This window comes from Actinoplanes philippinensis, from assembly GCF_900113015.1.
GTDB lineage: Bacteria > Actinomycetota > Actinomycetes > Mycobacteriales > Micromonosporaceae > Actinoplanes > Actinoplanes philippinensis.
On the sequence record NZ_FONV01000003.1, the window covers coordinates 62,493 to 77,949 of the forward strand.

The following is a 15,457-nucleotide window of genomic DNA, read 5'->3' on the forward strand; positions in this document are numbered from 1 at the left end:
GTGCTCATCGTCGCGCTCGTCGCGGTGGTCGGCTCCGGCATCTGGGGCTTCGGCGTATTCGGTCAGCTCACCGAGGGCGGCTACAACGACCCACGGAGCGAATCGGCCCGGGCCGCCGAGATGGCCGCCGCCGCGACCGGCGGGCAGGGCGGCGACGTCATCGCCATCTACACACCCGATCAGGGCGCCATCGACGACGCCGCGCTCACCAAACGCATCAAGGAGCGCCTCGCCGCGCTGCCGAGGACCGCTGTCACGTCGCAGAGCTCCTACTGGGACAAGAAGGCGGCCGCGTACGCGTCGAAGGACAAGAAGAGCGCGGTCGCCGTGATCACGCTCTCCGGCGAGGACGACGCCGCCAAGATGGACGCCTACGCCGACATCGAGGACGCGCTGACCGTCCCCGGCGCGCACGTCCAGCTGGCCGGCGGCATCCCGCTCGGGCACGCCTCGTCGCAGCGCTCCACCGACGACCTGGCCTTCGCCGAGATGGTGTCGCTGCCGATCGTGCTGGTCCTGCTGCTGCTCATCTTCGGGTCCCTGGTCGCCGCCTCGCTGCCGGTGCTCGTCGGCGGCGCCGCGGTCCTCGGCTCCCTCGGCGTGCTGCACGCGATCGCGCTCGCCCACGAGGTCAACTCGTTCGCCGTCAACGTGGCCAGCCTGCTCGGCCTCGGCATGGCCATCGACTACGGCCTGTTCATGGTCGGCCGGTTCCGGGAGGAGCAGGCCCTCCACTCCACCGCCGACGCGGTCCGGCGCACCGTCGCCACCGCCGGGCGTACCGTCGTCTTCTCCGCCACCCTGCTGATGACCGCCCTCGCCGGGCTGCTGCTGTTCCCGCAGGGCTTCCTCAAGTCGCTGGCCTACGGCGGGCTCGCCGCCGTCTTCCTGGCCATGCTGCTGTCGCTCACCCTGCTGCCGGCGCTGCTCGCCGTGCTCGGGCCGCGCGTCGACCTGATCCCGATCCGGCTGCCCGGCCGGCGTGCCACGAGCACCGGCGGCTGGGAGAAGCTCGCCGGATGGGTGCTGCGGCGGCCGGTGCTGGTGGCCGTACCCATCTTCGCCGCCCTCGTGGTCCTGGCCCTGCCGATCGCCGACGCCCGCTTCGGCGAGAACGACGAACGCCAGCTCCCTGCCGGAGACCCGTCCCGCGTCGCGATCGAGACGCTCAAGACCGACTACCCGCAGTTCGCCTCGGACGGCGTCCAGCTCGTCGTGCACGCCACCAACGGCGCGAAGCCCGACGTGAAGGCGTTCACCGAGGCCGCCGCGAAGGTCGCCGGCGTCGAGCGGATCACCCCGACCGGCGGCAACAACACCGACACCGTGATCCTCACCGCCGACCTGAAGGCCGCCGACGCGTACAGCGACGAGGCCCGCGACGCCGTCGACGGCCTGCGCGCCCTGCCGCCCCCCGCCGGCGCCGAACTGCTCGTCGGCGGCGCCACCGCCCGCAACGTCGACAGCCTGGAAGCCATCGGCGCCAAGCTTCCCCTCATGATCGGCCTGCTCGCCGGGGCCACGCTCGTGCTGATGTTCCTGGCGTTCGGCTCCGTCCTGCTGCCCGTCAAGGCCGTCGTGATGAGCGCGCTCAGCCTCACCGCCACGTTCGGCTCCCTCGTCTGGATCTTCCAGGAGGGCCACGGCGCGTCCTGGCTCGACGTCACCCCGACACCGCTGGAAGCCGGCATCGTCGTGCTGATGGCCGCCGTCGTGTTCGGCCTCTCCACCGACTACGAGGTGTTCCTGCTCTCCCGCATGGTCGAGGCACGACTGCGCGGCGCCACCACCCGCGAGGCCGTCACCATCGGGCTGTCCCGTACCGGCCGGGTGATCAGCGCCGCCGCGCTGCTGCTCATCGTCGTGACCGGCGCGTTCGCCCTGTCCTCGGTGACCACCATGCGGTTCATCGGCGTCGGCATGATCATCGCGCTGGTCCTGGACGCGACGGTCGTCCGCGTCCTGCTCGTCCCGGCGGTCCTCGCGGGCCTCGGCGACGCCTCCTGGTGGGCGCCCGGCCCGCTGCGGCGCCTGCAGGAGAAGGCCGGCCTCGCCGAATACGCCGGCGAGGAGGAGGCCACCGGGCGGCACGCGTGGCGGCCCCTCGACCCCTCGCTGGAGGAGACGACCGTCCTCGACGGGACGCTGCTGGCCCGGGCGTTGCCGGCGGCGCCGACGCAGGCCGCGCTGCCCGCCGGCAGCGAAACCTCCAACACGGTGGTCCTGGATTACGAGGCGGTCCTGGATTACCTCTCCGAGAAAAACCTTTCCGCCGGTACGCCGTCCAACGATCCGATCCTCCAGGAGACCTCGTCGGCTCAGGGCTCGACGGATGAGCCCACGGGCCCGGGCCGCCATCGGGACGCCCTCACCTCCGCGGCGTCCTCCTCCTCCGCGGCGTCCTCCTCCGTGGCGCCCTCCTCTTCGTCCTCCTCGTCCTCCTCCTCCGAGGGCACGGCCATTTCCGGCTCCGCGGCGTCCCTTTCCCCTGACGCGGCCATTTCCGGCTCCGCGGCGTCCCTTTCCCAGGACGCGGCCGTGCTTTCCGGCTCTGCGGCGTCCCTTTCCGAAGCGCCCGTGCTTTCCGGCTCTGCGCCCTCCGCCACCGAGTCCGACGAGGCCCCGTCGTCCTCCGCCGCCCCCGACGATGTGGCGAAGCCGGACGCGGACACCGAGCCGACCGGCCCCGACGATCTGTGGGCCGAGGTGGAGGCCACGCTGGCAGCCGGAGCCGAGATCCTCCGCGCCGACACCGAACCGTCCCTGATCGAGGCCTACACCGAGGCCCAATCACCTGACGACTTCGACCCGTCGGTGACCCAGGTCCTGAACCTGCCCGCCGAACCGTCCCCCGACGACCCCTCAGCCACCCAGGTCCTGCACCTCCCCGGCGCCGAAACGGCCCCCGAGGAGCCGGTGATCTTCTCCGAGACCGTCTACAACGGCCTGTTCACCGAAGAGACGGTACGAGCGGCCACCCCCGACCCGGAGCCCGCGGACGCCGAGCCGGAAACCCCCACCGCCCCGGAGCCGGCCGACACGCTCTCCACCGAGACCGTCCCCCTTTCCGGCGACGACCTCACCCCCGTCGCCGACGACGCGCCCACCTCCCCCGCATCGCCGGCCTCCACCGTCTTCCCGGTCTCTCCTGCTGCCTCCGCGGGGACCGTCGAGGCCGACACCGCACCGGCCGACACCCCTTCAGCCACCGCTTCCGTCGCTCCCGCACCGGCCGACACCCCTTCAGCCGGCGTGCCCTCCGGCGACGTGCCCTCCAGTGATGCGCCCTCGGTCGAATCCGACCTGGTCACGATCGAGCCGGTCGCCCCCGGGCCGGACAATGCGGACCCCGCACCGGTCACGGCCGCCGAGCCCGCCCCCGGCCATCGGGCCCGCGCCCCGAAGTCCACAGCCGCAGAGGACGAGGAGGTCGCCTACTTCCTGGCCCCCTTCGTGGACGCGGACGACCTCACCACGCCGTCCACCGCCCCCGAGGCTTCCCCCGTCGAGCCCGTTTCCCCGTTGACCGAGCCCACAACAGGCTCCTTCCACCCCGTCTCCCCCGCTCCGGAGCCAACCGCCTACGCCTTCGAGCCCACAACGTCTCTTGCCGAGACCACGGACCGTTACTTCGAACCCGCAGCCTCCTTCGCCGAAGCCACGGACCACCCCTACGAAGCCGCAACACCCTCCGCCGAAGCCACGGACCACCCCTACGAAGCCGCGACATCCTTCGCCGAAGCCACGGACCGCCCGTTCGAGCGTTTGTCGCCCTCTGCCGACCCCGGGCATGTCGCCGACGTTGGCACGCCTGCACCGGCTCCTCTGTCCGACGACACGCCGGCCGAGCCCGTCACCGACCCGTTCGCGTGGCGCAACGACCCCCGGCTGGCCGCGATCACGACTCCCGAGCCGGACTCGTTCCCGTGGCTGGACCGCTACGCCACGATGCCCGCCGCACCCGAGCCCATCCCGGCGCCGTCCGACAGCTTCCCGCCGACCCCGACCCCGACCCCTGCCCCGGTAACCGGCCGAACCGTTCCCCGCCGCCCGCAGACCCTCGACGACTGGCTGACCACCGCCCCGCCGCGAAGCCGTCCCGAGGAGTCCCTGCCGAGCCACGCCGACATCCCGGCCTACCAGGCAGAGCCGTCGGATTCGTTCAGCCCGCCGCACGCCACGCGCCCGCAAACCCTCGGCGACCTACCGTCCACCCCGATCAGCCCGGCCCCTCGCTCCCGCCCGGCGAGCCTGGCCGACCTCCCCAGCACGCCCGGCGCCGATGTCTCTCCGACGTCCGCCGACAGCTCAGACCTGACGGACCCCGGCGAATCCGAAGCCACCGCCGCAGGACTGACCGTCCCCGCTCCGTCAGGATCGGACCTTTCGGACACCGAAGTGTCAGCCACCGAGTCGACGTCTTCCGACTCAACCGAGCCCACGATCGAGTCGACGTCTTCCGAACCAACCGAGTCCACGTATGCGGAAGACGCCGCACCGGCCGAGCCACACGCATATGAGCAGTTCAAGACGCCCGCTGACACCGTCGGCGAAACGAACGAACCCACTCCGCTCCCGGCAGAAGCCACCTTCGACGCGCCAACCAGCGACACATCGGCGCCCACCACGTCCGTCGAGGCACCTGCCGCTTCCACCGAGACCGTCGTAGAACCCGCCGCCGATCACCCCACCGAACTCAGCGGCCCGGACCCGGCGGACCCCACTGACCACTCCGAGTCCGCCGACGTCACGGACACCGTCGAGACAACCGGCGCGGTCGAGGACGCTCAGCCACCCACCGGATCCGCGGACACCGTCGTCGAATCCGCCACCGATGAGCCATCCGAGACCAGCGACCTCGCCCCCGCCGTCAGCACCGCCGCGGACTCCGAAGCGATCAATGACGCGGAAGCCATCGACACAACCGATGCGACGAAGGCGCCCGAGACCACCGGCACCACGGCGACATCCGAAGTGACCGACGCAGCCGAGGCAGACCAGGGCGCCGAGGCCCCCGAGGTGGTCGAGCCGGTCGAAGCAGCCGATATCGCGGAGTCCACCGCCGATTCGTCCGATGACACCGGATCGCCCGGCACCCTCTCGGCCACCGACGTCGAGCCCGCCGCCGACTCGTACCCCATCGATTTCGGCATGGACACCAACGTCGCTGAGACCGACGAGGTTGCTGAGGCGACCGAGACCTCCGGGTTTGAAGAGGTGCCCGAGGTGACCGAGGTTCCGGACAGTGACCAGGCCCGCGAGAACGCCGAGGTGGACGCCTGGCGCGACCCCGCGGTCCTGGCCCGGTCGGCAATCGACCCGAACACCACTCGCCACCCGGACAGGGCTCCCGAGCCCGACGCCGACGAGACCCCCTCCCCCTCGGTGAGCCCGGAGATCTGGTCGACGCCGGCCGCCGAAGAGGACGTGAAGCCCGGCGAGCCGGCTCACGAAGCCGCCGATCCGGCGATTTCCCCCGTCTCAGCTTCCGAAGCGATCGAGGACCCGGTGGACGATCTCGCCCAAGAGCCCGCACCGACCCCATCGGAAACCTTCCCGGCCCCTCCGGCATCCCTGACCACCCCGCCCCCGGCAGCCCCCCGCCGCCCGCAGACCCTCGGCGACTGGCTGGCCAGCCCAGCCCCTCTGCACCGCCCGCGCACGCTGGAGGATCTCCCGGTCGCATCGGCCCGCCCGCACTCCCCGGAGGACCCGGCAGCCCGCCCGCAGCCCGCGGACGACGCGAACACCGGCGCCTGGCACACCCCCCAGCCCGCCGAGCCGGACCGCAACGAGCCCGGCTTCTCCCGCGGCCGCCGCCCCGAGACGCTGGACGACCGGATCCGCGGCACGGTCCGCCCCGCGACCCTGGCAGACCACCTTCCGGACCAGGGCCGCTCCACCAGGCGCCCGGCGAACACCGGGCCGGCGTGGGCGGACGGTTCGGGCGAGCCCCCGTACGACCGCCAGGTCCGTCGCCCGGCCTCGCTGGCCGACCATCCGGGACCGGTTCGCCCGGTTCCGGAGCCGGCCGACCGTCCCGGAGCGGTTCGCCCGGTTCCGGAGCCGGCCGACGAGCCGGGACCGGACACGGCACGCTGAACCCGCGCTAACGAGCCGGCCGCCGGGTGGTCCTGTGGGATCGCCGTGCGGCCGGTTCGTTGTTCCGGTGGGCTGGGTCGCAACTGCTGTGGCGGCGGCCACCGACGCCGATAGGACCGCCGGTGGGCTGACGGCCCGGCCGGTAAGTACAGTGCGTGCGGGTAGGGAACAGAGGGGGACGTACGAAATGACCGGCATCGACCCGGACGCCGTAAGTGTGGATCCGGACCGTCTAGCGGTCTGTCTGGCGGTCCTGGCCGAGGTGGAGCAACTGCCGACCGAGCATCCGGACGCGGTGCGGGTGCGGCGCGCGACGGCGGGCCTGTTCAAGACGGTGAAGGTGCAGCGCCGCAAGGAGCGCCGTCAGGCGGTCGTGGCCAACGATCGGGCGGTGACCGAGTCGACGGCGACGGGCGCTCCGGGCCGCATCGACGACGAGACGGCGGGGATTCCGCTGAAGAGCACGGTCCGCGGCGCGACGGCCGGGGTGCTGAAGCAGGCCCGTGGCTGTTACGTGTGCAAGCAGCGCTTCACGATCGTGGACGCGTTCTACCACCAGCTGTGCCCGTCCTGTGCCGAGCTGAATCATGCGCGGCGCGACGCGCGTACCGACCTGACCGGCCGGACCGCGCTGCTCACCGGCGGCCGTGCCAAGATCGGCATGTACATCGCGTTGCGGCTGCTGCGCGACGGCGCGGATCTGACGATCACGACGCGGTTCCCGCATGATGCGGTCCGCCGCTTCGCGGCGATGCCCGACAGCTCCGAGTGGCTGCACCGGCTTCGGGTGGTCGGCATCGATCTGCGAGACCCGGCGCAGGTCGTCGGCCTTGCCGAGTCGGTCGCGGCGCGCGGTCCGCTGGACATTCTGATCAACAACGCAGCCCAGACGGTACGGCGTACGCCAGGCGCCTATTCCGAGCTGGTGGCCGCCGAGTCGGCCCCGTTGCCCGAGGGGCCCCTGCCGGAGCTGGAGTTCTTCGGCGGCGCCGCATCGATCGGCTCGTCACCGGCGGCGGCGCTGACCGCGGCGTCCCCGCCCACGCTGTCGGCGAAGGAGGTCACCGAGATGGCGCTGACCGCGCGTTCGGTGGCGATCGACGCCGGTGGCCTGGTGCCGGACATCACGTCGACGAACAGCTGGAGCGACCGCGTGCACGAGGTGGCCCCGCTGGAGCTACTGGAGGTTCAGCTCTGCAACGTGACGGCCCCGTTCATCCTGGTGAGCCGCCTACGCCCGGCCATGACGGCGTCGAAGCACCCGCGGCGCTACGTGGTGAACGTGTCCGCGATGGAGGGCATCTTCGCCCGTGGTTACAAGGGCGCCGGCCACCCGCACACGAACATGGCGAAGGCCGCGCTGAACATGCTGACCCGCACGAGCGCGGAGGACATGTTCGCCGACGGCATCCTGATGACCAGTGTCGACACCGGCTGGATCACCGACGAGCGTCCTCACCCGACGAAGATGCGACTGCACGAGGAGGGCTTCCACGCCCCGCTCGACCTGGTCGACGGCGCAGCCCGCGTCTACGACCCGATCATCCGCGGCGAGCAGGGCGAGGACGTCTACGGCTGCTTCCTGAAGGACTACGCTCCCGTGGCCTGGTGACCCCGCACCGGACAAGCGAACGGGCCGCACCTCACGGTGCGGCCCGCCTGTTCTGAAGGAACATCCACTACCGGGTCAGCGGTCAGACCTTGTTGGGGTACCCACCACCGTGGCCGCCGCCGTGACCACCACCGTGGCCACCGCCCCAGCCACCGCCGTGACCGCCGCCGTGGCCACCACCGTGACCACCGCCCCAGCCACCGCCGTGACCGCCGCCCCAGCCGCCGCCGTGGCCACCGCCCCAGCCGCCGCCGAAGTGACCGCCACCGTGGTGACCGCCCCAGCCGTGGCCGTACTGCACGCCGGACCAGTGCCGGAACGGGTGGTAGTACGACCCGCCGATGTCATAGGAGTTGAAGACATACGACGGCCGGTACTGCCAGTTGGCGGGCCACCCGCCGCTCCAGGACGACCAGACCCAGTTGTCCTGCGGGATCTCGAGGACCCACACCCAACCCTGGTTGGGCACCGACGCGTAGTAGTAGTTGTAGTCGTTCCATGCGCCCTGCGTGATGCCGTATGCACCGGCCTGCTCACACAGCGTCTCGCTGGTGTAGTAGCCGACCACGTAGTCGTCATCCCAGCCGTTCGCCGCCATCGGCGACGAGGGCGTGGCTTCCTGGGCAGCCGGGGCGGGTTTGGCCGCGGGCCTTTCGGCCAGGGCGGGAGACGCAATGCCCAGCGCCCCTGCAACTGCCAGGCTCATGCCGACAGCGGCCAGCATTCGCTTCGGGTTTTTCATTGTTGTCACACCTTTTCGGGACAAATCGCCATGACCTGGTTAGCTCATCACGCCCTTCAAAGACGAATAGGCGGTTTACCGGAAAGTTGACCGTTCGGACGACCCGTCCCGTGTCCGTAAAGCCAGGTTTGTCGGATCCATGTTTAGCCAGACAATGCCCCTGACCAGGCACTTCTCAAGATCAGTACGCCGTCAACCCGCCCCACGGCCAGGCTGATTGCCGGGTCATCAGAAAGAAGGAAAACTCCCTTTGATGCGGAAACCAGACATCCCTCCAGTCCCTCCAGCCCCGACTCCCCGATGCGTCCTCATCGGCCGGCTCCAGCCATCCGCCCTCACACCGCCCCCCAGCACTCCCGACCCCGCCGAAACACCTCAGCAACCCCGGGCTACGCGCAGGTCGCATCACACCGCCCGACGCAGGTTCCATCCCGCCGCTCCTGAAGAACAAGCCGCAACCACCCGCCCCGGAACCCACAAGAGGAAGCCGCGACATTACTCACGGGTAAAAGGCAAGGCGGCATTCGCATTCAAGAAGACCGCGTCACCCACCACCGGAGGAAAGCTTCGAAGACCATCTCTCACCACTGAAGGAAAACTTCGAGGGCCACCTCTTACGAAGGAAAGCTTCGAGGGCCATCTCTCAGCACTGAAGGAAAGACCTGACGCTCATCTCACGCCACCGCGGGAAAGCCCTTCGGCGCGGCTGTGCCCACCTTCAAAGGAAGGCACGATCGAGAACCGTCGCAACCCCAAAGCCCAAACACCACCAGGGGATACCAGAGGCCCCAGAAGGCCACAGGCGCAGCAGGCACAAATGGCCACGGAATATGACACCGCCGCGCCCGCAAGAGAGCCGCCACCGAACCAACAGCCAAGCGCCGCTCCACGGGCATAGGGTGCCCCCAAGAGGTCACCACAGGCCAAGAACGAGGCCCGTCAATCAACTGCCCTCAGAGCCTGCCTCTCCATTTCAAGATCAAGTTGAGGTCAGCCCTACGCTCGGGGAATGAGCGGTGTGAGATGCGCTGCCCCGGGGCCCGAGCGCGTTCACGTAGGCCACGACCGTGCCCAACGGGGGCAGCTTCTTCCCTGGCGATCCGGCTGAACGCCTGCCTGTTCATCGCTCGGGCGGTGAACCGCAAACAGCGCTCCGGCCGAGATCCCCGGCCGCCGGGCATCGCCGAACGGACCCGCCGTGCGGTCGCCGCCGTGGCCCCGTCACCTTCTTCGTTCCGGCCCAGGTGCGGTGGTCAGACTCGGGAGGCGCCCGGCGGGAGGTGACCGACGGACGCCGCGACATGGCCGCCGTCGCCTGTGCACCACCAGACGGCGGCCTCGCGGTACCGGCGGGCGTGGGCGCCGAGCCGGTGCGCGGGGCACACCGGCCAGGCCGTCCAGATCGTGTGCATCACCGCGTCCTGCGCGTCTTCGGCGACCGCCACCAGCGCCGACACCGGGTCGGCCACGGCAATTGAGGGAACCCCCGAACCCGTCCCGAATTCGCCGTCCCAGGTCTCCACGAAGCGGTTCTCGTCGAGATCAGGATCGAAGTCCATGAACCGCAGACGGCAACCGGGCAGACCGGTCGCGGAGAGGTCGCGGTTGACCAGCCGCATGGCATCGTCGAGGCCGGCCATCTGCGCCGGTTCCTCCGACAGGCCCAGCTCGAAGCAGGCGGTGGCCAGCACGGCGTCGCCGAGTTCCATCATCCGCGGCCAGTTCACCGCCACGCCGTCGAGACTCAGCGTCGCCAGTTCGGCGGCGTCACGGTCCGACGGCTTGACCTCCAGCACCGCGGTAGCCAGGTCGAACATGTCCGGGTATTCCAGGGCTCCGGCGCGCACCTCGCTGTACACCCGCCGGCACAGCCGATCGAAATCCTCCTGATCCACGCCTCCATGATCCGCCGACGCGAGCACTGTGGTCGCTCCATGCCGTTACTGCATCGCAAGGACGCTCGGCACTACTCCGCGAAGTGCCGCACCGGCACCTGCAGTGCCCGGGCCAACCCCTCATTCGCGTCGGCACCGGCGACCGTCTTTCGGTGCCGGCCATATCCGTCTACAGGCCGGCGTTCGTACGGGCGTCACCGTGGCGCCAACACGAACGGCCCTCACCATGAAGATCACCCCGCACACCTTCTGAGCTGGAAAACGGGATCAAGGACAGCTTCGTGCCCACAGGACAATCCCCAGCACTCCACCCCGGCCGGAATGCCACCGTCAGAGGTCGGACAGCCCTCAGTCACCGCCGAGATCGTCCGCCAGCGCCAGATATGCCGCGCGAAGGACTTCGGTCACCGGCTGGCCCGCATGCGTGAGTCCCGGCGCGTCAAGCTGATCGAGAAGCGCATCCGGCCGCAGCACCCGTCCTCGGCCGTCCGCCCCGCCCTCGGTTCCCCGGCTCCCGGCCTCAACCCACTCCCCCTCGAACGAAGCCCCAGACCCCGGTGCGGCGGATCCACCGCCCCCCGGGCCAGTAGAAGCCCCCGGCCCCGGGCCAGTAGAGACCCCAGAGCCCGACGCACCAGAGTCCGCAGACCCCGAAGCCGCAAAGACCCCAGACCCCGACGCGACCGAGGCCCTCGACCCGGAGGCGACAGAGACCCCAGACCCCGACGCACCAGAGACCCCAGACGCCGAAGCCGCAAAGACCCCAGACCCCGGCTCGGCAGAGACCCCAGACTCCGGGGCGGCCACGTCCCCCGACCCCGACGCACCAGAGACCCCAGACTCCGGGGCGGCCACGTCCCCCGACCCCGACGCGGCTGAGACCCCAGACTCCGGGGCGGCAACGCCCCCCGACCCCGACTCGGCAGAGACCCCAGACCCGGGGACGTAAGCCCCAGATCGCCGGGCGGAAGCGGAATCACCTGGAACGGAGGCACCGCTCTCGGGGCTGACGAAGGACACCCCCGCCGCCCAGAAGGCAGCCGGATCGGTCACCGGCAGTCGGCCGCCCGCAGCCGTCCGCCGGTCGCCACCAGCACGGCTCTCCCGGGCATCTCCATACCCGCCGCCACCGAGCGGGCCATCGGCCCAATCCGGCCCGCCGGACTCCGCCCACGCACCGGACATGCCGTCGAACCGCGCCGACTCACCGGAGTCGCCCGCCGACCCCGCCTCACCCGCGCCGTCCCGGGGCCTGAACGAGTCACCGGATCGCCCCCTGGACCCGGCCGGTCCGCCCGCAGAAGAACCTGCCGCGCCGCCGGAGAAGCCTGTCGAGCCGCCGGAATCGCCATGGGAGCCCGCTGAGCTGCCGTGGACACCGCCAGGCCCCGCCGAAGGCCCGGACGCCGTTCCTCCGGGCGTCACCGGGCGGCCGGACGGGGTGCCGCGTGACGCGTCGACGGCGGAGGCCTCGCGCAGGCGGCGGAGGCGCATCAGCAACTCGTCGCGGGGGCGGCCGCGCCACGTGAACACCTCGAACGGGTCGCTCTCGAACGCTCGCGCCAACGCGTAACAGGTTGCCGCCAGGTGGGAGCAGGGCATCGGCCAGCGCTCGCAGGTGCAGTCCATCGCGACCTCGTCGAGGGAGAGCGGCAGCAGGCTGAGCCCCGCCTCGTCGAACACCCCCTCGATGCCCGGGGGCATCCGCCCGTCGAGCAGATCGGCGACGTAACGGGCCTCGGCGACCAGCGCCTTCTCCACGCGCGCCCACTCGGATGCGCCGAACGCCCGCACCGCGATCCGTGAGCGGAACGCCGCCGGATCGTCGGGGCCGCGGACCAGGGCGACGACCAGGTTGCCGGAGACGGTCAGGCTGCGGACGTGGCCGGCCCGCTCGTCGCGGCGGCCGCGGGCGAACGTCGGCCCCATCCGCAACGACTCGAACATGCCCAGGAACGCCGGGGAGAAGTCAGTCAACGATGGCCTCCGGCGCGAGGGCGAACAGGTCACGGATCTCCCCGGCGGAGAGGGCGCTCAGCCAGCCCTCACCGGAGCCGACGACACGGTCGGCGAGGACGCCCTTGTCGGTGAGGACACGGTCGATGCGCTCCTCCAGGGTGCCCAGGCAGACGAGGGTGTGGATGTGCACGTCGCGGCGCTGGCCGATGCGAAACGCGCGGTCCGAGGCCTGGGTCTCGGTCGCCGGGTTCCACCAGCGGTCGATGTGCACGACATGGTTGGCGGCGGTCAGGTTGAGGCCGGTGCCGCCGGCTTTCAGCGAGAGCACGAAGACGCCGGGCCGCTCGGCGCGCTGGAAGTCGGCGACCATGCTGTCCCGGGCGCCGCGTGGCGTGCCGCCGTGCAGGAACCGCACCGGCACCCCGAACCGGGCGGCCAGATGCGGCGTGAGCATCCCGCCGAACCGGGCGAACTGGGTGAAGCACAGCACGCTCTCCCCCGCCCCGAGCGCATGGTCGACGATCTCCTCGAGGCGATCGATCTTGCCGGAGCGGCCGGGCAGCGGCGACGCGTCCTTGAGCAGCAGCGCCGGGTGCACACAGGCCTGTTTCAGCTTCGTCATGGCGGCCAGGACCAGGCCCTTGCGCCATTTCTCACCCGGCTCGGCGAGGCGCTCCAGCAGGTCGTCGAGGACCGCGCGGTAGAGGCTGACCTGCTCCACGGTCATCCCGCACAGGTGCCGGACGTGCCGTTTCGTGGGCAGATCGGCGGCGATGCCGTGGTCCGCCTTGGTACGCCGGAGCAGGAACGGCCGGGTCGCCTGGCGCAGTCGCGCGGCCGCATCCTCCTCCGCGTAGCGCTCGATCGGCACCGCGAAGCGGGCCCGGAACGTGTGCGCCGACGCCAGGATGCCCGGGTTGACGAAGTCGAGGATCGACCAGAGCTCGGCCAGCCTGTTCTCCACCGGGGTGCCGGTCAGCGCGATCCGGTTACGGGCCGGGAACCGGCGGACCGCCTTGGCCGTGGCGCCGCCGCTGTTCTTGATGTGCTGGGCCTCGTCGAGGACCACCCGGTCCCACGAGATCGCGGCCAGCGCGTCCGCGTCACGCACCGCCGTCGCATACGTCGTGAGCACCACGTCGGCCCCGGCCGCCAGCACCGCCGGATCGGCCCGGTCGGCGCCGTGCAGCACCCGCACCCGCAGCGCCGGCGCGAACCGCTCCGCCTCCCGCTGCCAGTTGCCCAGCACCGACAGCGGGCAGACCAGCAGCGCCGGCCCCTCCCGGTGGTGCAGCAGCAGAGCGAGAAGCTGCACGGTCTTGCCCAGGCCCATGTCGTCGGCGAGACACGCGCCGAGCCCCAGCGAGTCGAGGAAGGCCAGCCACGAGAACCCTCGGATCTGGTACGGCCGGAGCACCCCCTCGAATCCGGCGGGCGGCGGCAGCACCTCCAGCCGCTGGTCGAGGCGCCCGCCGAGCAGGTCGGCCAGCCAGCCCTCGCCACGCGCATCGGTCACCGGCAGCGGAACATCCTCCGGTGGCAGCAGCCGCATCATCCGCAACGCGTCCCCGGCGGTCATCCGCCCACCGCCGCGCCGCAGGAACGCCAGCCCGGCGGCGAGCCGCTCCGGGTCGAGGAAGACCCATCGCCCCCGCAGCCGGACCAGCGGAACCTTGGCCCGCGCCAGATCGGTCAGATCGTCCTCGGTGAGTGTCCGCCCGCCGAGCGCCAGGCCCCACCGGTAGTCGACCAGCTCCCGCAGCCCGACCGCCCGATCCCGGAGCACGTGCGAGACCGGGTCACGGCCGCGCACCTCCAGGGACAGGCCGAGACCGGGCCGCCGTCGCCACCAGGCGGGCAGCAGCACACCGTAGCCGCTCTCCTCCAGCAGCGCGGCGTGACTCAGGAACCGGTGAGCGCCCTCGGTGTCGAGCAGCATCTGCGCGGGATGGGTGTCGCGCAGCGCCTCCGCCAGCTCGGGATGGAGCCGGGCGGCCCGGCCGAGCCCGGCGAGCAGCCGCTCCTGCGGATGCGACGTCCACCGGCGCAGCGGCGCCGACCGGTCACGCCACACGTCGGCGGCCGGGACCAGCACGCTCGGCTCGTCGACGGCCTGCAGCAGGAACTCCAGCCGCCATGTGTCCTCCGGCAGCGGCACCTCGTCGGGCATCACCGGCTCGTGCTCGCGCGGATCGCTCAGCCGGAAGCACACCCGCACCTCGGCGCCGCCGGCCGCCTGCTCGAACCAGGCGTCGAGCCGCCCGGCGAGCGTGTCGGCGAGCGCCGGGGCGGCGTCGAACTCGGGCTCGCCGGTCAGCGCGGCGAGCCATCCGTAGTCGGCGAGGGTGACCCGGGCCTCGGCCAGCCTGGTCCGCACCAGCCCGTCGACGAGCCGGGCGAGCGCGGCCTCCATCAGCTCGCCCGCGGTCGCCTCCACGCCGGTGGCGGGCTGCTCGGCCCGGCAGGCCGGTGGCATCCGGTCGCGCAGGGCGGCACAGCGCACCGCGTCGGCCCCGGTGACGACCGGACGCCACAGCGCCACCGGCCGGGGACCGTCGATCCGCACGCCGGGCAGCACCCGCCCGCGCCGGACCAGGCCCGCCGCGAACCCGCACAGCTCGACCAGCCACCCGGCCGACGGCGCGACCCGCCCCTCGAACTCGGCGACCAGGTCGACGTCGACGAACGGCACGCTCACCGCCGGCACCCGCCAGGCCCGGCCCCGTGGCGTGCCCCGCCGCGGCGGCAGCCCCAGATGCGGCGACGGCAGCGGACCGGCGCCGGTCGACGGCAGCAGCACGGTGGCCTCCGCCCGTGGGTCACCGGCGGGCAGCCCGCCGACGGCCACCGCGAACGGATGGGGCGGCGCCGCACCGCGGCCCGCGGCGGAACCGGCGGCCGCACCGTCCTCCGCCCACAGGCTCAGCCCGCCGTCGCGCCCGACCAGCCCGTGCAGCACCCGCACGCCGGCCGCATCGGCCCGGACGATCGCGGTCATGCCGGGCCCCGGAGCTGCTGAGCGACGCCGTAGCTGAACATGCCGCCGACTCTAGGCCGCCCCTCCGACACTTTCCGGCCGCCGCGACCCCCACCGCCCCCGCAACGTAACCACCGTCACTCCACGCCCCGCCGCGGCCTTGAACCGGC

5 protein-coding genes are annotated in these 15,457 nt (G+C 71.8%); 2 read left to right on the top strand and 3 right to left on the bottom strand.

The window, feature by feature from the left end; genetic code table 11:
* Together BM290_RS50575 and BM290_RS07270 are read left to right on the top strand one after the other, a co-directional pair.
* Positions 1-6,102, top strand: coding sequence for an MMPL family transporter (locus tag BM290_RS50575; protein WP_275413089.1), 6,102 nt, complete (start codon positions 1-3; stop codon positions 6,100-6,102).
* A gap of 187 nt (positions 6,103-6,289) precedes the next feature.
* The gene (locus BM290_RS07270) at positions 6,290-7,714 is read left to right on the top strand and encodes an SDR family NAD(P)-dependent oxidoreductase (RefSeq protein WP_093611355.1); all 1,425 of its coding nucleotides are present in this window, start codon (positions 6,290-6,292) and stop codon (positions 7,712-7,714) included.
* An 82-nt stretch (positions 7,715-7,796) separates the two neighbouring features.
* Here the strand turns inward: BM290_RS07270 and BM290_RS48165 are convergent, their stop codons facing one another.
* The 3 genes from BM290_RS48165 to BM290_RS07290 all read right to left on the bottom strand — a co-directional run bounded on the left by BM290_RS48165 (position 7,797) and on the right by BM290_RS07290 (position 15,308).
* Positions 7,797-8,456, bottom strand: a complete 660-nt coding sequence (locus BM290_RS48165) for a hypothetical protein (protein WP_177319621.1) — start codon at positions 8,454-8,456, stop codon at positions 7,797-7,799.
* Between the two features lie 1,253 nt (positions 8,457-9,709).
* Positions 9,710-10,351: a hypothetical protein gene (locus BM290_RS07280; protein WP_093611357.1), complete on the bottom strand. Its 642-nt coding sequence runs from the start codon at positions 10,349-10,351 to the stop codon at positions 9,710-9,712.
* 1,969 nt (positions 10,352-12,320) lie between these two features.
* On the bottom strand, positions 12,321-15,308 hold the full coding sequence (locus BM290_RS07290) for a DEAD/DEAH box helicase (protein ID WP_093611359.1): 2,988 nt from the start codon (positions 15,306-15,308) through the stop codon (positions 12,321-12,323).
* Between the last annotated feature and the right edge of the window lie 149 nt (positions 15,309-15,457).

What these genes read in the sequence shown, in the direction of transcription:
- BM290_RS07270 (WP_093611355.1), top strand. Translation starts at nt 6,290, where the DNA reads ATGACCGGCATCGACCCGGACGCCGTAAGTGTGGATCCGGACCGTCTA.
- BM290_RS48165 (WP_177319621.1), bottom strand. Translation starts at nt 8,456, where the DNA reads ATGAAAAACCCGAAGCGAATGCTGGCCGCTGTCGGCATGAGCCTGGCA.
- BM290_RS07290 (WP_093611359.1), bottom strand. Translation starts at nt 15,308, where the DNA reads ATGACCGCGATCGTCCGGGCCGATGCGGCCGGCGTGCGGGTGCTGCAC.